This window comes from Sphingopyxis sp. NFH-91, from assembly GCF_021401285.1.
Classification (GTDB): domain Bacteria; phylum Pseudomonadota; class Alphaproteobacteria; order Sphingomonadales; family Sphingomonadaceae; genus Sphingopyxis; species Sphingopyxis terrae_A.
In genome coordinates, this window is the sequence record NZ_JACBGA010000003.1 from 338,431 (window position 1) to 362,894 (window position 24,464).

Annotated in this window: 22 protein-coding genes and 1 tRNA gene; 15 read left to right on the top strand and 8 right to left on the bottom strand. The window is 65.9% G+C overall.

Annotated elements, in window-relative coordinates; all coding sequences use genetic code 11:
- Nucleotides 1-60: 60 nt before the first annotated feature.
- The 5 genes from L0963_RS09710 to L0963_RS09730 all read left to right on the top strand — a co-directional run bounded on the left by L0963_RS09710 (nucleotide 61) and on the right by L0963_RS09730 (nucleotide 3,556).
- Entirely contained in the window at nucleotides 61-531 is a 471-nt protein-coding gene (locus tag L0963_RS09710) for an Lrp/AsnC family transcriptional regulator (RefSeq protein WP_234179318.1), read from the top strand.
- A 77-nt stretch (nucleotides 532-608) separates the two neighbouring features.
- A complete protein-coding gene (locus L0963_RS09715) occupies nucleotides 609-1,136 on the top strand; it encodes a hypothetical protein (protein WP_234179319.1) in 528 nt (175 codons plus the stop codon).
- 534 nt (nucleotides 1,137-1,670) lie between these two features.
- Nucleotides 1,671-2,171 carry a hypothetical protein gene (locus L0963_RS09720; protein WP_234179321.1) on the top strand — a complete coding sequence of 167 codons (501 nt, stop codon included), beginning with the start codon at nucleotides 1,671-1,673 and terminating at the stop codon, nucleotides 2,169-2,171.
- 756 nt (nucleotides 2,172-2,927) lie between these two features.
- Nucleotides 2,928-3,230: a type II toxin-antitoxin system RelE/ParE family toxin gene (locus tag L0963_RS09725; protein ID WP_234179323.1), complete on the top strand. Its 303-nt coding sequence runs from the start codon at nucleotides 2,928-2,930 to the stop codon at nucleotides 3,228-3,230.
- A 35-nt stretch (nucleotides 3,231-3,265) separates the two neighbouring features.
- Nucleotides 3,266-3,556: a helix-turn-helix domain-containing protein gene (locus L0963_RS09730; protein WP_234179325.1), complete on the top strand. Its 291-nt coding sequence runs from the start codon at nucleotides 3,266-3,268 to the stop codon at nucleotides 3,554-3,556.
- A 263-nt stretch (nucleotides 3,557-3,819) separates the two neighbouring features.
- Here the strand turns inward: L0963_RS09730 and L0963_RS09735 are convergent.
- Nucleotides 3,820-3,893: transfer RNA gene (locus L0963_RS09735), tRNA-Cys, on the bottom strand.
- Nucleotides 3,894-4,160: 267 nt separating this feature from the next.
- Here L0963_RS09735 and L0963_RS09740 point away from each other — a divergent pair.
- The 3 genes from L0963_RS09740 to L0963_RS09750 all read left to right on the top strand — a co-directional run bounded on the left by L0963_RS09740 (nucleotide 4,161) and on the right by L0963_RS09750 (nucleotide 6,858).
- Nucleotides 4,161-4,823: a protein-L-isoaspartate O-methyltransferase family protein gene (locus L0963_RS09740; protein WP_234179326.1), complete on the top strand. Its 663-nt coding sequence runs from the start codon at nucleotides 4,161-4,163 to the stop codon at nucleotides 4,821-4,823.
- A gap of 32 nt (nucleotides 4,824-4,855) precedes the next feature.
- Nucleotides 4,856-6,340 (top strand): TolC family outer membrane protein, encoded by a 1,485-nt coding sequence (locus tag L0963_RS09745; RefSeq protein WP_442800557.1) that lies wholly within the window; start codon nucleotides 4,856-4,858, stop codon nucleotides 6,338-6,340.
- Between the two features lie 101 nt (nucleotides 6,341-6,441).
- The gene (locus L0963_RS09750; protein WP_326490186.1) at nucleotides 6,442-6,858 is read left to right on the top strand and encodes a DUF2497 domain-containing protein; all 417 of its coding nucleotides are present in this window, start codon (nucleotides 6,442-6,444) and stop codon (nucleotides 6,856-6,858) included.
- A gap of 3 nt (nucleotides 6,859-6,861) precedes the next feature.
- On the opposite strand, the gene nudC is transcribed toward L0963_RS09750, so the two are convergent.
- Genes nudC through L0963_RS09765 form a run of 3 tightly spaced genes read right to left on the bottom strand, consistent with a single transcriptional unit; the run spans nucleotide 6,862 to nucleotide 10,039 of the window.
- Complete coding sequence (gene nudC / locus L0963_RS09755) at nucleotides 6,862-7,731, bottom strand: NAD(+) diphosphatase (protein WP_062901226.1); 870 nt, start codon at nucleotides 7,729-7,731, stop codon at nucleotides 6,862-6,864.
- Nucleotides 7,731-9,014 (bottom strand): serine hydrolase domain-containing protein, encoded by a 1,284-nt coding sequence (locus L0963_RS09760; protein WP_062901227.1) that lies wholly within the window; start codon nucleotides 9,012-9,014, stop codon nucleotides 7,731-7,733. Before L0963_RS09760 ends, nudC begins: the two co-directional genes overlap by 1 nt.
- Entirely contained in the window at nucleotides 9,011-10,039 is a 1,029-nt protein-coding gene (locus L0963_RS09765; RefSeq protein WP_062903047.1) for an A/G-specific adenine glycosylase, read from the bottom strand. The genes L0963_RS09760 and L0963_RS09765 overlap by 4 nt, the downstream gene beginning before the upstream one ends.
- A 38-nt stretch (nucleotides 10,040-10,077) precedes the next feature.
- Between L0963_RS09765 and L0963_RS09770 the strand changes: the two genes are divergently transcribed.
- The 4 genes from L0963_RS09770 to smc all read left to right on the top strand — a co-directional run bounded on the left by L0963_RS09770 (nucleotide 10,078) and on the right by smc (nucleotide 15,755).
- On the top strand, nucleotides 10,078-10,650 hold the full coding sequence (locus L0963_RS09770) for a DUF721 domain-containing protein (RefSeq protein ID WP_062903048.1): 573 nt from the start codon (nucleotides 10,078-10,080) through the stop codon (nucleotides 10,648-10,650).
- Between the two features lie 17 nt (nucleotides 10,651-10,667).
- On the top strand, nucleotides 10,668-11,387 hold the full coding sequence (locus L0963_RS09775) for a DsbA family protein (protein WP_062901228.1): 720 nt from the start codon (nucleotides 10,668-10,670) through the stop codon (nucleotides 11,385-11,387).
- A 37-nt stretch (nucleotides 11,388-11,424) separates the two neighbouring features.
- Nucleotides 11,425-12,171, top strand: coding sequence for a thioredoxin domain-containing protein (locus L0963_RS09780; RefSeq protein WP_062901229.1), 747 nt, complete (start codon nucleotides 11,425-11,427; stop codon nucleotides 12,169-12,171).
- A gap of 140 nt (nucleotides 12,172-12,311) precedes the next feature.
- Nucleotides 12,312-15,755, top strand: a complete 3,444-nt coding sequence (gene smc, locus L0963_RS09785; protein WP_234179329.1) for a chromosome segregation protein SMC — start codon at nucleotides 12,312-12,314, stop codon at nucleotides 15,753-15,755.
- 9 nt (nucleotides 15,756-15,764) lie between these two features.
- On the opposite strand, the gene ubiA is transcribed toward smc, so the two are convergent.
- The 4 genes from ubiA to L0963_RS09805 all read right to left on the bottom strand — a co-directional run bounded on the left by ubiA (nucleotide 15,765) and on the right by L0963_RS09805 (nucleotide 20,010).
- Nucleotides 15,765-16,685 (bottom strand): 4-hydroxybenzoate octaprenyltransferase, encoded by a 921-nt coding sequence (ubiA, locus tag L0963_RS09790; RefSeq protein WP_062901231.1) that lies wholly within the window; start codon nucleotides 16,683-16,685, stop codon nucleotides 15,765-15,767.
- A gap of 72 nt (nucleotides 16,686-16,757) precedes the next feature.
- A complete protein-coding gene (locus tag L0963_RS09795; RefSeq protein WP_186401364.1) occupies nucleotides 16,758-17,450 on the bottom strand; it encodes a TadE/TadG family type IV pilus assembly protein in 693 nt (230 codons plus the stop codon).
- The gene (locus L0963_RS09800) at nucleotides 17,441-18,037 is read right to left on the bottom strand and encodes a TadE/TadG family type IV pilus assembly protein (protein WP_234179330.1); all 597 of its coding nucleotides are present in this window, start codon (nucleotides 18,035-18,037) and stop codon (nucleotides 17,441-17,443) included. Before L0963_RS09800 ends, L0963_RS09795 begins: the two co-directional genes overlap by 10 nt.
- Nucleotides 18,034-20,010, bottom strand: a complete 1,977-nt coding sequence (locus L0963_RS09805; RefSeq protein WP_234179331.1) for a pilus assembly protein — start codon at nucleotides 20,008-20,010, stop codon at nucleotides 18,034-18,036. The genes L0963_RS09800 and L0963_RS09805 overlap by 4 nt, the downstream gene beginning before the upstream one ends.
- Nucleotides 20,011-20,214: 204 nt before the next feature.
- Between L0963_RS09805 and L0963_RS09810 the strand changes: the two genes are divergently transcribed.
- From L0963_RS09810 to L0963_RS09820, 3 genes are all read left to right on the top strand, one after another.
- Nucleotides 20,215-20,961: a 16S rRNA (uracil(1498)-N(3))-methyltransferase gene (locus L0963_RS09810; RefSeq protein ID WP_062901235.1), complete on the top strand. Its 747-nt coding sequence runs from the start codon at nucleotides 20,215-20,217 to the stop codon at nucleotides 20,959-20,961.
- A 156-nt stretch (nucleotides 20,962-21,117) separates the two neighbouring features.
- Complete coding sequence (locus L0963_RS09815) at nucleotides 21,118-23,037, top strand: proprotein convertase P-domain-containing protein (protein WP_234179332.1); 1,920 nt, start codon at nucleotides 21,118-21,120, stop codon at nucleotides 23,035-23,037.
- Nucleotides 23,038-23,077: 40 nt separating this feature from the next.
- Complete coding sequence (locus L0963_RS09820; RefSeq protein ID WP_234179334.1) at nucleotides 23,078-24,451, top strand: glutamate--cysteine ligase; 1,374 nt, start codon at nucleotides 23,078-23,080, stop codon at nucleotides 24,449-24,451.
- Nucleotides 24,452-24,464 lie beyond the last annotated feature (13 nt).

Sequence of the window (24,464 nt, forward strand, 5' to 3'; positions counted from 1 at the left end):
TCAATCGCGCGCCTACGTTTATCTTTTGACCTATTATCGGCGTCATATTAGGCAATTAGTATGGCAAACTCGAAAATCATGGTCGATCTGGACGAATTTGATCGCAAGATCATCGCAATATTGGGCCGCGACGGGCGGATGACCTACACCGAACTGGCGCAGCGCGTCGGCCTGTCGAAGACGCCGTGCCAGCAACGCGTCAAGCGACTGGTCGACTGCGGGCTGATCACCGGCTTTCGCGCGATCGTTGACCCCGCCAAGCTGGGGCTCGACCATGTGGCCTTTACCGAGGTCAAGCTGTCCGACACGCGCGAGGAGGCGCTACGCCGCTTCAACGACGCAGTGCGGCGGATTCCCGAGGTCGAGGAATGCCACATGATCGCGAGCAGCTTCGACTATCTCCTGAAGGTGCGTACCCTCGACATCCGCCGCTATCGCATCGTGTTGGGCGAGAAAATCTCCAGCCTGCCGCATGTCGCGAGCACCTCGACCTTCGTCGCGATGGAAACGATCTGCGAATCAGCGCGCTGAGCCGCCGGTCTGCGCCGCTGCCGCATCGGCGTCCCCTCGGCGCCCGCATCAGGCCACGCGAGAGCACCGTAGCGGCGATGCGGATCGTTCACCGGACCATAGATTCGCGGCGATTCGGAAATATTCTGCCCGGAGGGTGCGATCAACGCTGGCGCCGTCGCCCACTGGATTTCCTCGCACTCATCGTTTTCGTCCCTGCAATATTTCGCCATGGCCTTTTCTGCCTTGCCTTTATCGGTGTGCTCAACGCGCAGGCGCGCGAGCTGCACCTTGACCTGCAAGCGGCCCGCGACGGCTCCCTCCACACCATCCGCGCCGATGCGCAGACTGTGCTCGACAGCCTGATGGCCGTAGCCTCCGAACACGCAAAGGCGATCGTCGACGCATTCGCCAGCATCGAGGCTGTCGCCGTGGGTATGCGCTGCGGGGCGACCGAGGCAAGCGCCGCGCGGAAAGCGGTCGATGGGTTGACAGACGGTGGCGCGCTTCTTCGGTATAATCGCACCCTGCCCGTTCGCCCGGAAATCGTCGCCATGATCGAGGCGCTTTCCGACAAAGGCCCGGCGGTCCGCGTGACGAAGCTGACCGAAATCACTGCGCCCTGACAGAATCCCGGCTGGCTTTTCCTTTTGCGCCAGTCCGGTCCGGGGTCGCGCTTCGGCTCATCGGCGCGGCCCCGGATAAGTTCGTCGCCCGGGGCACCTTCTCCCCGGGTCCGCCGCCGCGGTGGTTTTCTGGTTTCCCGCCGCGGCGCTCGGGCAGTCGGTCGTTCTTCGATGCGACCGGCTGCCCCTTTGCCTACCCCTGCGCGCTCAGAAGGAGCGGCATTCACGCAGGCACACTGGCCGGCTGCGACATCGTGGTCGGCCTTTTTGTGCTATTAGGTTCAAATTGGAGGTAAATTCTGAACGCCTATTGATCCGTCCCGATATAGTCTCGCCATCTTTTGGGGGAGTGGGTCTATGAAATACGCATTAGTTGCCGCTACGGCGGCTCTTTCCGTCTGCGCGTCCGTTGCTTGCGCTCAGGACGCCGCTACGGCGCCTGCGGCCACCGTCGCGCCTACGGCAGCTGCTATCACGCCGGCTGCGACGAATAACGCCGTCCTGCGCGCTGGGACGCCGGTTGCGCTACGCCTGATGGAAGAAGTCACGACGAAGAAGAAAGCCGCGCGCGTCGGCCAGCGCTTCATGATGGAAGTCGCAGAGCCGGTCGTCGTCAATAGCGTGACCGTGATTCCGGCAGGCATGCCCGCCTGGGGCGAGATCACCAATGTTCGCAACAAGGGCATGTGGGGGAAGTCGGGCAAGCTCGACGCGCGCATCCTGTATCTGCGCGTCAATGGTCGCCAGATCCGATTGACCGGGGCCTTCGATGACAAGGGCGTGACCGGGACCGCTGGCGTTGTCGGCGCCGTCGCATTGGTGCCGATCGCTGGGTTCTTCGTGACCGGGACAAGCGCCACGCTTCCAAAGGGTGGCACGGTCGGCGGGTTCATCGATGAGGACGTGGAGCTGGCATTCGCTAATGCTGCGCCTGCCCCGCTTCAGCTGCCGGCCGCAGCGGCGCCGATGACGGTTCCGACCGTCACACCGGCCGCCCTGGCAGCCGACGCCGCCGGCTCGTCGGGCCAGCAATAACCCCGATTGCAGCTCGGCGCGTCCCAGCGGACGCTTGCGCCTAAATCTCTCCCCGGCTGCTTGGCGAACCTGTCGAGCGCACGCCGAGCGGCGCCGGGGTACGCAGCCTCGGCATCGCGGACGGCGGGGGCTTCGTGAACGTCCTTGTGGGTCAGGCCCATGTCAGCGACGGTAGCAAAACTCTCGTTCGGAAGTTTGCTCTTGTCGCCCCCGGCTGTCGCGACCTCGCCGCGTTTCTGTGCAGCGTCATACTCGTCAGCCAGCCGGCGCTTTGCGAGGCTTTCGAATGCGAGGGCGTCGGCTTGCAATTCGCGTTTGATCGGCAATAGGCACTTCGCATTCGGTGGGCAGCCGCGAAAGCTGCATGCGGATCGTGCGGCGAGAATACGGCTGGGAGAGTTTCACTTTGAGCTCCTTCAACAATGAAGGACACCCCAATAGGCACGAGCAGCGACCGCGATACCATTGCTTTCCGCACCAGCCAGCACCAGCCCAGCAAGCGCCGCGTCGCCAATCGCGCCGGGCTGCATTGACAGACAATCTGGCTCTTTAAACTTAGCCACGCTTCGAAACCCGACCCCGATGCCAAAAAAGGGGTCTTCAAGCGCATTCCCTTTCGAAATCTCTCAGGTAGGACCCGCGATTTTTCCCGCATATATTCCGTGGCTTAACGTGCAATCGGCTGGATCTGAGCTATACGGCATTGCCGGATGTTTTCCGCTTGAATGATTTACGGCATTGCCGTATATATTCGGCATGCACACGGTCATCGAAACCAATGCCTATCTTGCCGCAGCAAAGGATGCGGGCATGGGGGAAGATGAGCGCGACGCGATTGTCGATCTGATCGCCGCCGATCCTCAGGTAGGAGAGATCATGCCGGGATGCGGCGGCGCCCGCAAACTTCGCGTTGCGAAGCCCGGCAAAGGAAAGTCGGGCGGCTATCGTGTCATCACCTATTTCGCAGGCGAGGACGTGCCTGCTTTCTTCTCACCGTCTTCGGGAAGGGCGAGAAGGTTTCGCTATCGAAGGGCGAGCGCAATGCTCTCGCTGCCCTGACGAAAACGCTCAAGAGCACGCTGTAGGAGGTTCACATGGCAAAAGGTGCATTCGACAAGATCGCCGCTGGCCTAAACGACGCGATCGCCTTCGCTGAGGGCGAGGTCGCGCGCGGCCGCGTGGCGGCAGGTCCAGACGTGAAGGCCATCCGCAGCAAGACCAAGCTGTCGCAGGCCGAGTTCGCAGGGAGGTTACGCATCAGCGCCGCAACCCTGCGCGATTGGGAGCAAGGCAGGCGTAGCCCGGAAGGCCCTGCCCGCGCGCTGCTCGGTATCGTGGACGTGGACCCCGACGCTGCGCTTAAGCTGCTCGCAAAGCTAGCCTGACCTGTGAGCGCCCTCGCGCCTCGATCTTTTGCCAAGGCCAAGCCGACCGAGCTCTGCATGCTGGCCGGTCGCTGGGCTGGCGTGATGCCGGATCCTGCCGGCGTGCTGGTCGAGCGCAAATTCGATGGCTTTCGATGCCTCTTCTTCGCCGGCCTCGATCGTCAATCTGCGGGAAGGCAGCGACGCTCGAGCCTGCACGACGTGCGCGCAATTGCGCCCCTTCGGCGCGGCAATAGCGCTTCTGTCGGTTTAATAGATATGGTTGGAGGCCCGAGCCGGAATCGAACCGGCGTATACGGATTTGCAGTCCGCTGCGTCACCACTCCGCCATCGGGCCTCGCGCCGAACGCCGCGGCCGCTATGTCGCGGGCCGGGCCGGGTGTTGGACGGCGCCGCTAGTGCGGGGCTTTGGCGGGCTTGTCAAGGATTCGCCAAGGCCCACTCCATTTCGCACGCATTTTCGCGCAATGCGGGGTTGGCGCCACCAACGCGGCCAGCTATGCGCGACGCAGCGCCGCGCGATGCTGTATTAGTATTGCAACACAGCATCGGTTCGGCTAGAACGGCCCCAAGCTTCAGGGCCCCAGAATCGGAAAACAGGCTGATGGCGACGAAATTGAACGAAGTGACTGCTGCGGACATGCGGGCTGCGATGATCGATAGCCAGCTGAGAACCAATGACGTGATCGACCCGGCGGTCGTCGCGGCGATGGGCAGCGTGGCGCGCGAGGCGCATGTTCCCGCGGCGTTGGCGAGCGTCGCCTATATGGACCGCGCGATCGCGCTGGGTCACGGCCGCGCGCTCAACGCGCCGCTCGTCACCGGCCGCCTGCTGGTCGCCGCCGATATCCGGCCGGGCCAGCGCGTGCTGCTGATCGGTGCGGCGACGGGCTACACCGCCGCGCTGCTCGCGGCGCTCGGTGCGTCGGTCGTCGCGGTCGAGGAGCAGGCCGACCTGCTCGCCGCCGCCAGCGCCGCAACCGACAATCCCGCGATTCGCTGGGTCGAGGGTCCGCTGGCCGCAGGCGCCCCCGGCGAAGCGCCCGTCGACCGCATCCTGATCGACGGCGCGATCGAACAGCTTCCCGACGCGTTGGCAGCGCAGCTCGCCGAAGGCGGCAAGCTGGTCGCCGCGCGGCGCGAAGGCAGCGTCACTCGGCTTGTCCAGGGCGTCAAGACCGCCGGCACGCTGGCGCTGCGCGCCTTTGCCGACATGGATGTCGCGGCGCTTCCGGGTTTCGAGGCCCCCAAGGGTTTTCGCTTCTGAGAGCCCTCCCTCCCTTCAGGCTGAACCATATCATGCACGACATCGACACAAAAATGACCGGACGACGCGCCCGCTGGCTGGCGGGCATGGCGCTCGGCGCGCTGGCGCTGTCGTCGCAGGCGCAGGCCGAGACGCTGCAGGGCGCGCTCGCCAAAGCCTATGAGAATAATCCGACGCTGACGGCGGCGCGCGCCGGGCAGCGCGCGAATGACGAGAATGTTCCGATCCAGAAGGCATCGGGCCTGCCCTCGGTCGGTGCCAGCGTCGATTATCAGGAAAATCTGGTCATCCCGGGCAACAGCTTCGTTTCGCCGGGCCGCGTCCTGTCCGCAGGCAGCCAGCTCAGCGTGCCGATCTATCAGGGCGGCGCGGTGCGCAACGCGGTGAAGGCGGCCGAATATCGCGTCGAGGCCGGGCAGTCCGATCTGCGCGCAACCGAAGCGAGCATTTTCTCGCAGGTCGTGGGCGCCTATATGGACGTGATCCGCGACCAGGCGATCGTCCAGCTCAATCAGAAGAATGTGGCGGTCCTCAAGACCAATTTGCAGGCATCGAGTGACCGCTTCGAGATCGGCGATCTGACGCGCACCGACGTCGCCCAGTCGCAGGCCCGGCTTGCGCTGGCCGAGGGCGACCTGCGCGGCGCCGAAGCCAATCTGATTCGCAGCCGCGAAAATTATGTGAAGCTGGTCGGCGATGCGCCGGTCGATCTCCAGCCGCCGCCGGCGCTACCCAATCTCCCCCAATCGGTTGAGGATGCGGTCGCGATCGCGCTCAACAACAATCCCGACATCGAAGCGGCAAACCAGCGCATCAACGCATCGCGCGCCGACATCGGCGCTGCGCGGGCCGCCCGCATGCCCAAGCTGTCGGCGACACTGGGGGGTGGCTACAACAATAATCTCCATTCGATTCCTGCCGGCAACACCGTGGCCGAGAATACGACGAAGAGCGCCGCCGCCGGCCTGTCGCTGACGCTGCCGATCTTTCAGGGCGGCCGCCCGTCGGCGCAGGTGCGTCAGGCGCAATCGCGCAGCAGCCAGGCGATTGAAACCTATGTTGCCACCGAACGCGACGTGATCGCGCAGACGCGCGGGGCCTATGCCGCGTGGCAGGCGAACGAGCGCGTCATCGCCGCGACCGAGCAGGCGGTGGGCGCCAATGCCCTGTCCCTCGAGGGGGTGCGCGCCGAAAACAGCGTCGGCACGCGCTCGATCCTCGACATATTGAATGCCGAACAAGAATATCTGAACGCGCAGGTCCAGCTCGTCTCGGCGAAGCGCAACAGCTATGTCGCGGCTTTCTCGGTCCTCGCCGCGATGGGCAAGGCCGAAGCGCGCGACCTGGGGATCGAGGGCGGCGCGCTCTATGATCCGGCGGCAAATTATCACCGTGTTCGCGGTCAGATCTGGGATTGGGCCGACGATCCGAAGCCGCAGCAGCAGGCCACCGATACGCGCAGCGTCCCCGCCGCCGATGCCAGCGTGCCTGCCGTGGACCCGCTTCCCCAACAATAAGACTTGGCAAGCCCGCCCGCGCGCCGGTATGAACATGGTTAACCGGTATTTCCGGCGGAACTAAGGGGGCAAGCATGGGCGACATGTCGCGGGAGCCATCGATGGAAGACATTTTGTCGTCGATCCGGCGCGTCATCGCGCGTGACGAAGCCCCTGGCGCGCGCGCGCAGCGTGCGGCGGTGCCGAGCGAGGATATTCTCGACCTCAACGAAGAAGAAGACGACGCCGTCGCCGAATCGGCCCTTGACGACAGCGGCGTCGCGACCGCGCAGGAAGAGCTGGTGTCGGTTGCCAGCGCCGATGCCGCGCGTCAGTCGCTCGAAGCGCTCACCGCCGCGATGGCGCCAGCCGCGGCCGCGGCCGCCGCGACGGTGCCCGCAGGGGGACGCAGCCTCGAGGATGTCGTCGTCGACGCGATGCGGCCGATGCTCAAGCAATGGCTCGACGCCAATCTGCCGGCGATGGTCGAATCGATGGTGGCGCGCGAAATCAGCCGCATCACCGGCAAGCGCCTCTAAGGCTCAGGCCGCCCAATCCTCCAGCAGATAGCGCGCGATCGCCAGCGGCGGCGGTGCCATGAAGCTCGCGCCCATGTCGCCGGCGAGCGCCGCGCGCACCTCCGCACGGTCGACCCACATCGCCGCTTCAAGTTCGGTGGTGTCGATCGTCAACGCGGCGTCGCGCGCGACCGCGCGGCACCCGATCATCAGCGACGAGGGGAAAGGCCAGGGCTGGCTCGCCACATAGGATACATCGGACACGGCGATGCCCGCTTCCTCGAACAATTCGCGCGCCACCGCTTCCTCAAGCGATTCACCCGGCTCGACGAAGCCCGCGAGAGCCGAAAAGAAGCCCGGCGGGAAGCCGGGCTGGCGGCCGAGCAGCACGCGGCCATCATATTCGGCGAGCATGATGACAACGGGGTCGACGCGCGGGAAATGTTCCGCCCCGCAAGAGGCGCAGCGGCGACCCCAGCCGCCCCGGAACAATTCGGTCGGTGAACCGCAAACGGCGCAGAACCGGTGCCGCGCGTGCCAGTCGACGAGGCTGCGCGCGCCGCCGTAGAGCGCCGCTTCTTCGGGCGACAGCATCGGGAGCAGCCGCATCACGGTGCGCGAACGCGCATCGACGCGCCCTCCGGCATGCGCCTCGCGCACGAAGCGGGGCGCGCCGCTATCGTCGATCCCGAGCAGCAACAGCGCACGCTCGTCGGCCGGATCAAGCGCTTCCCATATCAGCCCGCCGCCGCTGCCCGGCACCGGATCGATGCCGTCAAGCAGCAGGCAGGTCGCGCGCGGATCGGCGATCGCCGCCGCGAAAGCATCGGGATCGGTGCGGAGCCGGTCGGCGCGGTCGAGCCGCGCCCCGGTAAAGCCGAGCGGCAGCGGCATCAGGCCATCACATCCTTGTAAAAGGCCTTGCCGAAGTCGCGTTGGAAGGGCAGCGCCTCCGACGGCATATATTGGGTATAGCCGCCGACGCGATAGCCGCGGCGGCGATCGACAAAGGCGATGGTGCCGGCCGCACCGCCCCAGCCATAAACGCCTTCGCCGGTCGGCGATCCGGCCAGCGACACGCGGCCGCCGGCGCCAAAGCCCTCACCGTCGATGAACGTATTCTTGCGATCAACCGAATCGGCGAGCAGGTTCGACATGCCGAGCCGCGCGGTTTCGGGCTTCATGATCCGCACGCCGCCGGTTTCACCTTCGCCGAGCAGCATGGCGAGGAACCGGTCGTAATCGCGCGCCGTCGAAACGAGACCGCCGCCGCCATAGGGCATCGGCGGCGGGTCGAGGTAGATCGAGCTCGTCGCGGGGTCGATCGGCAGCAGCACGCCGCCCAGCGGCGCATAGTTGGTCGACAACCGCGCTTCTTCGTCGCCGGTGACGCGAAAACCGGTGCTCGCCATCCCGAGCGGATCGAAAATGCGCGCCTTCAGAAAGGCGTCGAAGGGCTGACCTGAGACGACCTCGATCACGCGGCCCATCAGGTCGAGCCCGACCGAATAGCTCCAGCGGGTGCCGGGTTCATAGACGAGCGGCAGCGTCGCGAGCCGGTCGGCGAAAACCGCCAGGCTCGGCGCGGGGGTGGTCGGCGGGAAGCCTGGAATCGGCAGACGGCTGACCTGCCCGCCCAATATCCCCGCTTCGTTATAGGCGTCGCGGAGCGGCCCCTTCTGGACAATATTATAGCCGAGCCCGGCGGTGTGGGTGAGAAGCTGGCGGACCGTGATCGGCCCCTTCGCGGGGTGCACGTCGGTGATCGATCCGTCGGGAGTGTTCTGCACCTTCATCGCCGCAAAGGCCGGCAGGAAATCGGCGATCGGCTGATCCAGCGTCATCTTGCCGTCCTCGATCAGCAGCATGGCCGCCATGCCGGTGACCGGCTTGGTCATCGAATAGAGGCGCCAGATCGTGTCCGGAGCCACAGCGCGCTGCGAATCCATCGCCTGCTTGCCTGCGCCCAGATAGTCGGGCGGCGCCTGATCCTTGCCTATCGCAGCGATAGCGCCGGCGAGTTCGCGGCGGTCCACGAATCCCTTGATGAAGGCGTAGGTCGCCGGATAGAGCGCCTCGGCATTGGTCCAGGCGAAGGCGGCGCGCGGCAACAGCGTCGCGCTGCCCCCCAGCGCCAGGCTGCCGAGCAGCGCGCGGCGCGAAATCATCATCGTCATCGGTCACTCTCCCGCATCTTGTCGACCAGTTTGCGATACAGCGTCGGCAGACCGGCCGCGTCAAGCGCCGAAATCGGCCACCACTCACCTTCCCCTGCGGCATCCTCAACTCCGCGCCGGACGAGCGTCAATGTGAGGTCGAAATGGGTGAAGCCGTGCCGCACGGAGACGGCTCCGTCGCCGGATGCGGGCGGTTCGTCCCACGTACCGCCGGGCAATGCCCGCATCCCGCCGAGCATCCCCTTGTCGGGGCGCCGTACCAGCCACAGCCGCGCATCCGATTCGATCCACCAGGCGCTTCCGTGGCGCTGCGGCTTCGCCTTTTTGGGCGGCTTGACCGGAAGGGATTCGGCGGTGCCGGCCGCAAATGCGGCGCAGTCGGCGGCGAGAGGACAGCGGGTGCAGGCGGGGCTGCGCGGCGTGCAGATCGTTGCGCCCAGATCCATGAGAGCCTGCGCGAAGTCGCCGGGGCGATCGCCCGGAACGAGCGGCGCCAGCGCGGCACGGATCGCGCGCTTTGCCGCCGGCAGCGGCGTGGTGATCAGCCGGTGGCGCGCGATCACCCGCTCGATATTGGCGTCGACAACGACCGCGGGGCGGCCAAAGGCGATCGCCGCGACCGCCGCCGCGGTGTAATCGCCAACGCCCGGCAAGGCACGCAAGCCCGCCTCGCTATCCGGAAAAAGACCGTCATGATCGGCGACCACCGCCCGCGCGCAGGCGAGCAGGTTGCGGGCGCGGGCATAATATCCAAGGCCCGCCCACGCCGCCATTACGTCCGCGTCGTCGGCCGCCGCGAGATCGGCGACGTTCGGCCAACGTGCGGTAAAACGGGCGAAATAGCCTGCGACGGCGGCAACGGTCGTCTGTTGCAGCATCACTTCGGCGAGCCAGATGCGGTAGGGATCGGGCGTCACCACGCTCCCTGGCGCGATACGCCAGGGGAGGATGCGCGCCGCATGGTCGTACCAGGCGAGCAGCCGCGGCGCGAAATCCGCGTCGGCCGCGATATCGGGGTCTGGCATCTGGACGCTCACCCCCCGCCTATGGCATGGCGGCGGCGATGGCGAAAGCAGGCTCCAGCGACGGCGACAAGTCCCCTAAAGCGCGCACGAAGAAGGCTGCCAAAAAGCCGCCGGCGCGCAGCTATGAGCGGCCGCGCGGCGGCGAGGCGCGCGCGATCGCCGATATGGTTCCCGAAATCGGCCGGACCGCCTTTCGCAAATTCGGCTTCATCCAGTCGTCGGTCGTCAGCCGCTGGCGAGAAATCGTCGGCGATCGGCTCGCCGATGTCACCCAGCCTGCGATGATCCGCTTTCCCGCCGGACAAAAGGCGGGCGGAACGCTGCATCTGACGATCAGCGGCGCGCATGCACCCATGCTGCAGCATGTCGCCCCCGATATCGTCGCGGCGGTCAATCGCTTCTTCGGCTATGCCGCGATTGCGAGCGTGCGCATGACGCATGGTCAGGTCGCGCCCGCCCCCGCCCCCGTTCAGCAGCCGGCAATGCTGAAGCCGGTACCCGCCGAACTGGGGGATAGCCTGCGCGACATCGGCGATCCGGAACTCAGGACCGTGCTCGAACGCATGGCCGCCGGGCTTGCCAGCGCGCCGAAACTCCCGCGCATCAGTTGAAGGAAGACGGCACGTCCATGCCCAAGATATCCGGTCGCACCCTGTCCCGCCGCACCGCCATCGGCGCCCTGTCGATCGCCGCGCTGTCGCTGGTCGCCGCCGCGCCCGCCGCTCCGGCGCCGGCCTGGTCGTCGAAGATCAGCACCAGCGCGATCGGTGCCTATATCGTCGGAAACCCCGCCGCCAAGGTGCGTCTGGTCGAATATTTCAGCTATACGTGCACCCACTGCGGCGAATTTGCGCGCGACGGCGACGTCCCGCTCAAGGCCCAATATATCGACAAGGGGCTGGTGGTCTTCGAATATCGCAACCTCGTCCGCGACCCGGTCGACCTGACCGCAGCGCTGCTGGCGCGCTGCGGCGGCGCCAAGGCCTTCGCGGCCAACCACCACGCCATCTTCATGGCGCAGCCGGTCTGGCTGACGAAGGTGCAAAAGGCGCCCGAAGCCATGGTCAAGAGCTGGTATGTCGGCACCGAGAGCGAACGCGCGCGCAAGATCGCGGCCGACACCGGCCTCGGCGCGCTGATGGCGAAACGCGGCTACACCCAGGCGCAGATGAACGCCTGTTTCGATAGCGAGGTCACGCGCGCCGAACTCGAAGGCATGACCAATATCGGCCTGGGTGCCGACCATGTGCGCGGCACGCCGGCCTTTTTCATCAATGGACGCCACACCGACGTGACCGTCTGGTCCGCGATCAAAACGCAACTCGACGCGGCGCTGAAGGCCTCGTAAAAGCCCGTTCACGCGAATTATCCGGAGACTATCCCCAATGACCAGATTGCCCCTTCGCCCCATCCTTCTCGCTTCGATCGGCGCCCTTGCGCTCGCCGGTTGCGGCAAGGGCACTACCGACCAGTCGAAGGAACAGGCGGTCGTCGCCAAGGTCGCGGCGCCCGCGGGCAAGCAATGGTCGACAACGGTCACCAAGACCGCCGAGGGCGGCTATCTGATGGGCAACCCCGACGCGCCGATCAAGATCATCGAATATGCGTCGCTGACCTGCTCGCACTGCGCCGATTTCTCGAAGGAAAGCCACGAAGAGATCAAGCGCGACTTCATCGACAGCGGCCGTGTCAGCCTGGAAGTGCGCAACTTCATCCGCGACCCGCTCGACGCGATGGCCGCGGCAGTCGTGCATTGCGGCCCGGTCGATCGCTATTTCCCGCTGCAGGAAAATGTCTTTGCCTCGCAAGCCGAACTTTTCGCCGGCGCGCAGGCCAATCCCAAGGGCGGCGAAGCCGCGATGGCGCTGCCCCCCGCGCAGCGCTTTCCCGCGCTCGCCAAAGCCTGGAAGCTCGAAGAATTCTTCCAGTCGCGCGGCGTAACCGCCGACCAGATCAATGCCTGCCTGTCGAACGTCGACAATATCAGCAAGCTTGAGCAGATGACCAACAAGGGCATCGAACAGTTCAAGATCCAGGGCACGCCGACCTTCGTCATCAATGGCCAGGTCGCCGAGGGCATCACCACCTGGGGCCCGCTGCGCGACCGCCTGCGCACCATGGGCGCCCGCTGAAGACAATAGCCCTCCCCGTCGCGGCGGGGAGGGCGGCACCCCTTGCGACTCGACCGCCCACGCGCCATGACGGTGCCAGGGGGATATGTGACAGCAAGGTTGCACCGGCTCCGATTCGCTGACCTGCACGAGGTGGCCTCGTGCAGATAAGACGCCTGCGCCTGACCGGTTTCAAAAGCTTCGTCGAGCCAACCGAATTGCGGATCGAACCCGGGCTGACCGGCGTCGTCGGTCCGAACGGCTGCGGCAAATCGAACCTGCTCGAAGCGATCCGCTGGGTGATGGGCGAATCGAGCCCCAAATCCATGCGCGGCGGCGGGATGGAGGATGTGATCTTCGCCGGCACATCGCAGCGCCCGCCCCGCGATTTTGCCGAGGTGGCCATCCATTGCGATACCGAAGGCAATGTCGTCGCGGGCCTGTCCGACGCGAGCGAAGGGCATGAACTCGAGATCATCCGCCGTATCGAACGCGGCGCGGGCAGCGCCTATCGCGCCAACGGGCGCGACGTCCGCGCCAAGGATGTCGCGCTGATCTTTGCCGACGCCGCGACCGGCGCGCACAGCCCCGCCCTCGTCAGTCAGGGCAAGATCGCGAACGTCATAGCCGCCAAGCCGACCGACCGCCGCGCGATGCTGGAGGAAGCGGCGGGCATCGCTGGTTTGCACGTCCGCCGCAAGGATGCCGAGCAAAAGCTGCGCGCGACCGAAACCAACCTCAATCGCCTGTCCGAAATCGTCGCCGACATGGAAGTGCGCGCAAATGCGCTGCGCCGTCAGGCGCGGGCAGCGGAAAAATATCGCAAGCTCAGCGAGGATATCCGTATCGCCGAAGGCCGGCTGATCTACGCGCGCTGGCGCGATGCCGCCGCCGCCGCCGATCAGGCGCGCCGCGAAGCCGATGCCGCCGAAGCCGCCGTGAAGGCCGCGCAGACCGAACTCGAAACCGTTTCCGCCGCGCAGGTCGAAGTGGCGACGCGCGTCGGTAGCGCGCGCGCCGAGGCGCAGGCACAGCGCGATGCGCTCGCCGAGGCGACCGCGACGCTTGTCCGACTGCAGGGCGAGGAACGTGCCGCGCGGCAACGGCTCGACGATCTGGCGGCGCAGCAGGCGCGGCTCGCCGAGGACCGGGCGCGCGAGGGCGAATTGGCGCGCGACGCCCATGCCGCCCTGACCGCGCTCGACGCCGAAGTGAAGCGCCTGACGCAAGATATTGCCGCGCACGACGCCGGCAAGGCGGCGCTGGTCGAGGCGCATCAGGCGGCCCAGGCACGCCTCCGCGATGCAGAGGTCGCACTCGCGCAGGCACGGGCGAAGGCGGCGAGCGAAGCCGCCGATCGCCGCATCGCGGTGTCGGCGCGTGACACGGCCGAAGCCGCCGTCCGGCGTATCGCCGGCGACCGTCAGCGGGTCGAGGCCGAAATCGCCGCGCTGGGCGACAGCGCCGCACTCGCCGCAACCCAGGCCGAAAGCGTTCGCGGCGCCCAACAGGCCGAAGCGGCGATAATTTCCGCGGAAAGCGCGCTCCACGAGGCCGAGGCCGACCGCGAAGCGATCGCGGCCGATCTTGGCGCAATCGATGCCGGTCTTGCCGAAGCACGCGCCGCGCTCGCCGCGCTCGACGGCGAGGCGGCAACGCTCGAACGCGCGCTCGCCGCCGCCCGCACCGACGACGACCGCATCCTCGACCGGCTGCGCGTGACGCCGGGCCACGAGGCGGCGCTCGCCGCCGCGCTCGGCGATGATCTCGACGCCGGGACCGACCGCGCCGCCGCGCGCAGTTGGGGCGCCGCCGATGCCGACAAGAACGACCCGGCGCTGCCGGCAGGCACGCAACCGCTCGCGGCGTTCGTCCAGGCGCCCCCGGCGCTCGTGCGGCGACTCGCCCAGATCGCGGTTGCCGATCGCGACACCGGCCAGCCGCTCGCGGTCGGCCAGCGGCTCGTCACCCTGGACGGCGTGATGCGCCGCTGGGATGGCTTCGTCACGCGCGGCGACGGCGCGACGGCGACCGAGCGGCTGCAACGGCAGAATCGCCTCGACGCGCTCGCCGCACAACGCCCGCAAGTCGAACTCGGGGTGCAGGAATTGCAGGATCGGCGCCATGTTGCGGCAACGCAGCTTGCCGAGCGAACCGACGCCGCCGCCGCGGCGCGCAAGGCGCTCGCGAGCGCCGACGAGGCACGCCGCACTGCGCTGCGTGCCGCCGATCAGGCGCAGGCCGCGCTCGACCGTCACCGCGACGCCGCCGCGCTGTTCGACCGTCGGCTCGCCGAAATTGCGGCGGCCGGGAGCGACGCCGCTGCGGACCTCACCGCGAAGGAGGCGGCGCTCGCCGCGCTCCCCGACGACAGTCTGGCCCGCGCGGCGCTTGAGGGTGAAGAAAGTGCAACCGACCGCGCGCGCAGCGACGCCAATGGCGCACGCGACGCGCTCGCCGATCATGAGCGCGCCCTTGCCGGCCTCAGCGAGCGGCACGCGGTCGTCGGCGCCGAGATCAAGAGCTGGAAGGCGCGCGCGGGCGAAGCGGCACGGCGCGTGACCGACATGGACAAGCGCGCCGACGCGCTGACAGCCGAAGCCGCGAAGCTTGCGGGCCTGCCCCAAAAGCTCGCCGCCGATAGCGAAGCTGCTGCGGCCCGGCAGACGGAGGTGCGGGGTAAAGTGGGCGCCGCCGAGGCGCAGGAGCGCGAAGCCGAAGCGGCGCTGCGCGAGGCCGAAGCGGCGCTGACGACGATCCGCGAGCGCGTCGCCGCGGCGCGCGAGACACGCGCCGGCGCGGTGGCACGCTCCGAAAATGCCGAGCTGCGCCGCATCGAGATGGGGCGCCTGTCGGGCGAGCGCTTCGAATGTCCGCCCCCCTTGCTACCGCAGAAGGTCGGGTTCGAGGGTGATGGCGTCGACGATGCAAATGCCGAGTCGGCCGCGCACGACCGGCTGATCGGCGAACGCGAGCGGTTGGGCCCGGTCAACCTCGTCGCCGCCGACGAGCTTGCCGAACTCGACGTCGAACGCGAACGAAGCGCCGCCGAGATCGAGGAGCTGCAACAAGCGGTCAACCGGTTGCGCGGCTCGATCGGCAACCTCAACCGCGAGGGCCGCGTTCGCCTGCTCGCCGCCTTCGAGACGGTGAACGAACATTTCCAGCGCCTGTTCACCACGCTGTTCAACGGCGGGCAGGCGCATCTCGAACTCGTCGATTCGGACGATCCGCTCGAGGCCGGGCTGGAGATCATGGCGCAGCCGCCGGGCAAGCGCCTCGGCACGCTGACTTTGCTCTCGGGCGGCGAACAGGCACTGACCGCCGTCGCGCTGATCTTCGGCCTTTTCCTGACCAATCCGGCGCCGATCTGCGTCCTCGACGAAGTCGATGCGCCGCTCGATGACGCCAATATCGAACGCTTCTGCGACCTGCTCGACCGGATGACGCGCGAGACGAAGACCCGCTATCTGATCGTCACCCACAATGCGGTGACGATGGCGCGCATGCATCGCCTGTTCGGAGTGACGATGGTAGAGAAGGGCGTCAGCCGCCTCGTCTCGGTCGACCTCGGCGGCGCCGAAGAACTGCTTGCGGCCGAATAGGCGCCCGCGTCAGGGGGCGCTGCCGACCACCAGCATCGCCGCGAAGACCAGCAGCCCCGCAAAACGATTGCTGCGGAATTTGGCGAGCGCGTCGGCGCCATTATCGGGGTCGAGCGTGACGACCTGCCCCGTCAGGTGCAGCGCGGCGGGGATCAGGGCGACAAGCACAAGGGCATCGGGACGAACATTCCACAGCGCGCCCGCCCAGCCGCCGAGCGCCACAACGTAGCAGAGCGCGACGCCGGCCTTCACATGCCGCCCCATCGCGCGCGCGCTCGATTTCACGCCGACGAGTGCGTCATCCTCGATATCCTGAAGCGCATAGATGGTATCATAGCCGATCACCCAGGCGATCGTGCCCGCATAGAGGAAGGGCAGCGCCAGCCCGCCTTGATCGTTTGCGCCGCCGCCGACCGCGATCCAGCCGACGAGCGCGCCCCAACTGAAGACAAGGCCGAGCCATGCCTGCGGCCACCAGGTAATCCGCTTCATGAAAGGATAGGCGGCGACCAGCGCGAGGCTGGCCACCGCGACGATCTGCGCCGGCAGGGGCAGACGCAGCAGCACGACGAGCCCGATCATCGACAGCAGCAATGTCCACATCAGGGCGTTGCGCACCGACACTTCGCCGCTCGCGACCGGGCGCACCGCGGTGCGCGCCACCTTCGCGTCAAGATCGCGGTCGACGATGTCGTTATAGACGCAGCCCGCGCCGCGCATCACGATCGCGCCGAGCAGCATCCACAGCAGCAGCGGCCAATGCGACCAGGCCCCGCCCGCCAGCGCCAGCGCCCATGCGCAGGGCCAGTAGAGCAGCCACCAGCCGATCGGCCGGTCGAAGCGCGCAAGCAGCGCATAGGGGCGCATGCCTGCGGGCAGGATCGCCAGAAAGCCCTGATGCTGGCTGTCGGGGGTATGCGTCGCTGTCATCGCCGCCCGCGCGATAGCAGGGGGCGCGGCGACAATAAATGGGGCATCGGCGTCCGGCCGCGCCCCGGTCGATCAGGTGCAGGTCATTTTCGTGGCCGCAGGGGACGGATTATAGACGCCGTCGCCGCCCGCCGGACCCTGCAGATCGCGACCTTCGCGGATATTGAAGGCGGCGGTCGTGCGGATGACGCGCGGCCCGAGCCAAGCGGCAAAGGCAAGCGGCTGATATTGGTAAGTGACTTCGACGAACATCACGGCGGTCCCGGTCGCTGCGGTGACTTCCGCGCCCGGTTTCCCCATCCCTTTAAAGGCGGTGCCCGTCTTGCCGGTCCCTTGCAGCCCATAGGCCGAATTCACCGGATAATTCCCATAGCAGCGTTGCCAGTGGATCCACTGGCCGCCGCTCGAATTGCGCTCAAGGCTCGACAGGATGATGCGGCCGTGGGCCTTGAAGTCCAGCCCGCGCGACTGCTCCTCGACGCCTGCGAAAACCTCGTTGATATCGACTTCGCGCACCCGCGGCAGCGACAGGTCGCTGCCATAGGCGATACGCGATGCGTTATCCGCGGCGCTCAGCGCCACCTGGCTGATGCGCGTGTTCGCCAGCGTCAGATTGGCGATCTCCAGCCCCCCGAAGCCCAGAAACACGAGCAGCGGCATCGTGAAGGCGGTTTCGATGAGCACGACGGCCTTGTCGTCGCGCGCGAAGCGCACCAGCCGGGCGGTGCGGCGCCGGGCGTGGGCAAGGATGCGGATCAGTTGCATATCACCCTACTTTTCACGGTGTTGACGTTATACGGCTGGTTGCGGAGCACGGTCGTCGCGTAGAGATAGGTTTCCGGGGGCTGGCCGAGCATGCGCCACACCGGCAAAATGCGCTCGAATTTCATCTTCGCGGTATAGAGCACGACATCCTCGGCGCCGCCGTTGCCGTTCGCGCCCTGATCGGCATCCCAACTATTGTTGCCGTTGCGATCTTCGAAACATTCACCCGAATCATAGCGGTTGTTGTTGTTGGCATCGGTGAAGGGTTCGGGCTTGCCGACGTCGTTGAAGCTTTCATAGGATTTGCGGGTGAAGGTCACCGGGGCGCCGGGAAAGACATTCTGAACCTGATCGCGCACCGCCGCGTCGATGAGCGTCTGGTTGGATGCCGCCGATTCAAGCGTCGAGGCCCGCGCCGCGTTGCTGACGGCGCCCTGCAGCACCTGCTTGGCGTACATCTGCCACGTATAATCGAACAGGCCCATCAACAGCAGGATGAAGACCGGCGCGATCAGCGCAAATTCCAGGATCGCAGTGCCGCGCTGGTGGCGGCGAAGGCGGCGGAGGAGCGACGGTATCCGGATCATTGCGAGAGTCTCAGCTTCGAAATCTGGCGTGCGATCGCCTGGAAATTGTCGTTGAGCTGCGAAGCGTTGGAGGCTTCATAGGCCTTGCCCGGCGTCGCACAGGTCGTGAGTTGCGAGTTCAGCGAGGTGCCGAAGCCGACCACCCAGATGGTGATATTCTTCGCCTTTGCCTTTTCGCAGAGCTGGAGGAAGCGGTTGTTGTGCCGGTCGGTCAGATTGCTGTCGCTGGTCCCGCCGACACGCTGCATCGTCCATTCATAGCCCTGGAAGGTCAGATTCCCCATATTCGCCGACATGTCGCCGTCGGTCATGAAGACGATATGGCGGCTGATCGGGCGCTTGTTCGGCGCTTCGGCATTTTCGTCGGCGAACATGCCGTCGGGCGACAGGAGGCGGATACCCCAGACCATGCCCGAATCATGATAGGTGCCGCCGACGGGCTGCAAGGCGTTGATGTAGGTGTTGAAGCTGGAACGGTCGCTCGCCGTCATCGTCGTCAGCTTCATCGACGGCGCGGGGCAGACGCCCCAGCCGCTGCTCCAATATTTGGAGTAACGCTGCCAGCTGCCGCCCGACGTGCTGTCGCTCGACACGCTGCTGCTGCTGACGTTGAGCGAACTCGTGGTTCCCGATGACGAAGGATTTTTGGCGCGCGGGAAAGCGATTTCGGGAATCAGCACTTTCCACTTGGTCCCGTCGTCGCTCGTCGGCGCGCTGTCGACATCCATGTCGCGGGCGCCGGCCGGCGCGGTCTGCGTCGGACCGAAGGCGACGGTTTCGCGCTCCATGACGCATCCGCCCCAGGTGGCCGAATAGTTGGTCCCGCTGTCGCCCGTGTCGGTGACGATCGCCGAGCCCGCTTTCGCCTGCGTCACGTCGAAAACGCGATCTTCGTAGCGATATTTGCTGTCAAATGTCTGGATCGGCGTCTCGGTCGTCGTCGTTGAAGAGGTGCGCGTATAGGTCGCAACCCGGCTTTGCAGGCGGCATTTGTTGCTCGACCACACATATTGATAATTATAATAAGTGTAGGTCTGAGCGTTATTGTTGGTGGTAACGCGGTTACCATTGCTGTCGAAGGTCTGACCGGTCTGGTTGACCACCGGCGATCCACTCGGCGAAGGTGTCGTATCGGCAGGCGGCGTCAGATTTCCGCAGCTGCTGCTGTTCTGACCGCTCACCGTGCTGACGTTCGACCAGCCGCCATAGCTGACATTGCCGTTCGACGAGCCATTTTCGACGGTCTGGCCATTGCCGTAGGTGATCTTGAAGATCGGCGTGCGCGAAGGCAGCAGCACATTGTTCGAAAGCCAGTCAGGATTCTTCGCATAGAGAATCTGGCCGACATTGGCGCTCGAACTGTAGGGCACGACGCCAAAACGCAGGCGGCCATCGCCGACATCGGCGGTGGTCAGCGTGTCGAAGAAGTTCATCGTCGCGGTCTTGAGCGCGCTGATGCGGTTGACCGTGTCGCCCGAATTGGTCGTCGCCATCGATCCGGTAACGTCGAGCACCATCATGATGTCGGCGTTCGAGATTTCGAGCTTCGCCGTGCAGTTGACCGCAAGGTCGAATTGCTTGGTCCCGAATATCTTCATGATGTCGGTGGGCAGCGTAACCTTGGCTTCGCCGACGACGTTCGACGTCCCCTGCGCCTTCGATTTGAAATCGACGCCGCTGCTCGCGTACATGCCCGACGGGAAGTTGAAGGCGAACATCTTGTTCGCTTCGCCTTCGGCGTTCGAATCATAGTCGCCGCCCTGCATCGCGCGGCGTCCCGCGAGCACGCCCGCGTCGCACGCCTGTTGCAGGCGAAGCTCGGCCATATAGGCGCGGCCGATATCGACGCCCGACCCCACGAGGGCGACGATCGGAACGAGCGCGCCCGCCGTCAGCATCATCGTGTTGCCGCGCGTATCGCGGCAGATGGTCGAGATGCCGGCCCGCAGGCGGCTGAAAACGGTCCCTCGCATGGTCTAAAACCCCTCTTGGCCCGGCCGCGCGACCCACCAGATGCGCGGCTGGTAGCCTTGCACCTAGGGGGAAACTGCTTACCAAATCGCTAATCGGCCTGACCGGGAATGGCGGTTTTTCGGGGATTCTGGCCCGAAACGGAACAATCGGCACCGTGCAAAGCAAAAGATGCGCGAAGATTGTGCCTCTGCTATCGCCCAGCCATGCCCGCGACACCTGCATGGCCGCCCGCCAGCACGCCCCGACTCTATACCGACACGCCGCTTGCCGCCGGCGCGATGGTGGCGCTCGACGGAGCGGCGGCCCATTATCTGCTTAACGTCATGCGCGCGAAACCGGGCGATCCGCTGCTACTGTTCGACAATCGCAGCGGCGAGTGGCTCGGCGCGGTCGCCGAAGCGTCGAGGCGGACGCTTTCGATCCGCATCGAACATCAGATGCGCCCGATCGAACGCGTGCCCGATCTTTGGCTCTGCTTCGCGCCAGTGAAAAAGGCGCGGCTCGACTGGATCATCGAAAAGGCAACCGAGCTCGGCGTTGCGCGGCTCCAGCCCGTCATCACCGAACGCACGATCGTCGAGCGCGTGAAGCAGGAGCGGCTCGCTGCACAGATTGTCGAGGCCTGCGAACAATGCGGCCGGACCGCGCTCCCCGACCTCGCCGATCCGGCCAAACTGCCGCAGCTGTTGAAAGACTGGCCGGTGGGTCGCACGCTACTCTTCGCCGACGAAGCCGGCGGGGTTCCGCTCGCTGCGGTCGCGGCGCCCGCCCCCGCTGCCATTCTGACCGGCCCCGAAGGCGGTTTCACCGACCGCGAACGCGCGATGCTGATCGACCATGATGCCGTGAAGCGTATCGCACTTGGACCGCGTATTTTGCGGGCCGAAACCGCCGCGATTGCAGCAACGGCGCTATGGATGGCGCAGCATGGCGACTGGCGCGGCGGCTAGAAGCTGTTTCATACTGAAACAAGAATGCTGCCAAACTGGCAGTTATTAACTCCAAATTAGGGATGTCGCGGGCAGAGGGTCGCCATGCAACGGCGGGACCAAAGCCGAGGACGCTGGCGTGGGGGCCAGCGGACGCTGCCAATCAGGGCATGGACCATGTTCCTGTGGCTGGCGATGACGCTCGTCGTTGCACCCGCTGCCTATGCGCAGACCACCACGACATACAGCAACACGACGGGCGGCGCGATCAACAGCAGCGCCCCCTGTTCGTCGCCGCTCGTCCGCAATTTCACGGTATCGACAAGCTATATCGTCGGTGACGTCGATCTTGGCGTCCTCGCAACCCATACCTGGCGCGGCGACCTCAGGATCACATTGCAATCGCCGGCAGGCACGCGGGTCCAGCTTGTCAACGGCGACACCAACAATATTTCGGGCGACAATTTCAACGTGCGGCTGAACGACGGCGGCGTCCAGACGGTCAACACCGAGGGCAATACCGTAACCCATTCGACCAGCGCGCCGCCCTATCAGAACGACTTCAGCCCCAACTCGCCGCTGTCGGCATTCAACGGCGAAAATGCGCAAGGTACATGGCGGCTCGAGATTTGCGATCAATATCCGCAGGCGGACAATGGCAATTTCGTCCGCGCCGACCTGTATATGACCAGCCTGTCCGCCAACTATGCCGATCTGTCGCTTACCAAGAGTGTCAGCAGCGCGGCCCCGGCGACGGGATCGAGCATCAGCTATACGCTGGCCGTCACCAATGCGAGCGGATCGCCGGCGACCGCGACCGGCGTCACCGTGCTCGATACGCTGCCTGCGGGCTTCAACTTCACAAACGCGGCCGGATTCGGCAGCTATAACAGTACGACCGGCGTCTGGACGGTCGGCAGCGTCCCGCCGGGTGCGACCCGCACGCTGACGATCAGCGGCACGGTCAACGCGACATCGGGTGCGACGATCCTCAACAGCGCCGAAATCACCGCCTCCTCGGCCCCCGACATCGATTCGACGCCGGGCAATGGCGCGACCGGCGAAGATGATTATGCCGCAGCCAGTTTCACCGTCTCGGGCAGCCGCGTCGCGGGCGTGGCGCCGGTGCTGATCTGCCCGGCCGGATCGACGCTGCACGATTGGGACAGCGTGAGCTGGTCTGCCGGCACGACGAGCGGCAGCTATGCGCTGACCGCCATCGGGACGATAAACTTCAACATCGCGATCAGCGGCGGCAGCTTTCTGAGCAACGCCACCTATGGCGGCCAGTCGCCGACGCGGCAGAATGTCGTCACCGGCGGGCTGTCGCCTGCGCAAAATTCGATCTTCGAGATCGTCGACTTCACAAGCCAGGCGGGGGTCGTCACGTCGACGATCAACCTGCCGACCGCGGTGCCGGGCGCGCAGCTCACGCTGTTCGACATTGATTATGCCTCGGGCCAGTTCGCCGACCGCGTGACCGTCACCGGCAGCTTCAACGGCACCACCGTCTACCCAACGCTGACCAACGGCGTCGCCAATTATGTCGTCGGCAACAGCGCCTATGGCGACGCGACCTCCGCCGACGGCAGCGCCAACGGCAATGTCGTCGTTACCTTTGCCGCGCCGGTCGACACCATCACCATCGAATATGGCAGCCACAGCCTTGCCCCGGCGAACCCGGGGCAGCAGGGCATGGCGATTCACGACATCAATTTCTGCCGTCCGGTCGCCAATCTGCTGATCGCGAAGACGAGCAGCATCGTCAGCGACGCGGTCAACGGCACGACCAATCCCAAGGCGATTCCCGGCGCCACCATGCGCTATTGCCTGCTGGTGACCAACGGCGGCAGCGCGACTGCGACAGCGATCTACGTCGCTGACCCGCTGCCCGCGACGACCAGCTTCGTTCCCGGTTCGCTGCGCAGCGGCACGAGCTGTGCCGGGGCGACAACCGTGGAAGACGACAATGCCACGGGGGCAGACGAAAGCGACCCGTTCGGCGCCGCGATCGCGGGGACAACGGTGTCGGCCTCGATCGCGGCACTTGGCCCCGGCAGCGCCTTTGCAACGGTCTTCGACGTAACCGTCAACTGACCCCTTCCAAGATGCCGCGAGGCCGCTTACATGCGCTGCCATGAGCACGCGGCAGGTTTCAGATCAAAACGATCCCATCATCGAAAGCCGCGACCAGCTCGCGGCCCCCATGATCAAGGGCGAAAAGCCCAAGGAGCGGTGGCGGATCGGCACCGAGCACGAGAAATTCGTCTATCGTACGAGCGATCACCGGGCACCGAGCTACGACGAACCGGGCGGCATCCGCGACCTTCTGATGGCGCTCACGCGTTTCGGCTGGGAGCCGGTGATCGAGGGCGGCCATGTCATCGCGCTCGCGGGCAGCGACGGCACCGTCAGCCTGGAACCCGCGGGCCAGCTTGAACTGTCGGGCGCGCCGCTCGAAAATCTGCACCAGACCTGCGCCGAAACCGGCCGGCACTTGAAGCAGGTCAAGGAAGTCGGCGCCGAGCTCGGGCTCGGGTTCCTCGGCGTCGGCATGTGGCCCGACAAGACGCGCGCCGAACTGCCCATCATGCCCAAGGGCCGCTACAAGATCATGCTGAACCATATGCCGCGCGTCGGCAGCATGGGGCTCGACATGATGCTGCGCACCTGCACCATCCAGACCAACCTCGACTATGCGAGCGAAGCCGACATGGTGCAGAAGTTCCGGGTGAGCCTGGCGCTTCAGCCGCTCGCGACCGCACTCTTTGCTTCCTCGCCCTTTACCGAGGGCCGCCCCAACGGCTTCATGTCGTACCGAAGCCATATCTGGACCGACACCGATCCGGCGCGCACCGGTATGCTGCCCTTCGTGTTCGAGGATGGCTTCGGCTATGAGCGCTATGTCGATTACATGCTCGACGTGCCGATGTATTTCGTCTTCCGCGACGGCCAATATATCGACGCCGCGGGTCTCAGCTTCCGCGATTTCTTGAAGGGTGAGCTGTCGGTCCTGCCGGGCGAACTGCCGCGGCTTTCCGACTGGAACGACCATCTCTCGACCGCCTTCCCCGAAGTGCGTTTGAAGAGTTTCCTCGAAATGCGCGGCGCCGACGGCGGCCCGTGGAACCGAATCTGCGCCTTGCCTGCACTCTGGGTCGGGCTGCTCTACGACAGCCAGGCGCTCGATGCCGCATGGGATCTGGTCAAGGGCTGGAGCATCGAAGAACAGCAGGCGCTGCGCGATGCGGTGCCCAGCGAGGGCCTCGACGCGCCGGCACCCGGCGGCGGGACGCTCGGCGAACTCGCGCACCGCGTCCTCGACATCGCGGCGGCAGGCCTGGCGGCGCGCGGCGAGGTCAATTCGATGGGCGATAACGAGGTCGGCTTCCTCGAACCGCTGCGGCGTATCGCCAAGAGCGGCAAATCGCCCGCCCACGACCTGCTCGACCGGTACGAGGGTGCCTGGCATCACGACCTGTCGAAAATCTACGACGAGCAGAGTTTCTGAGCGCGCTGCTGTG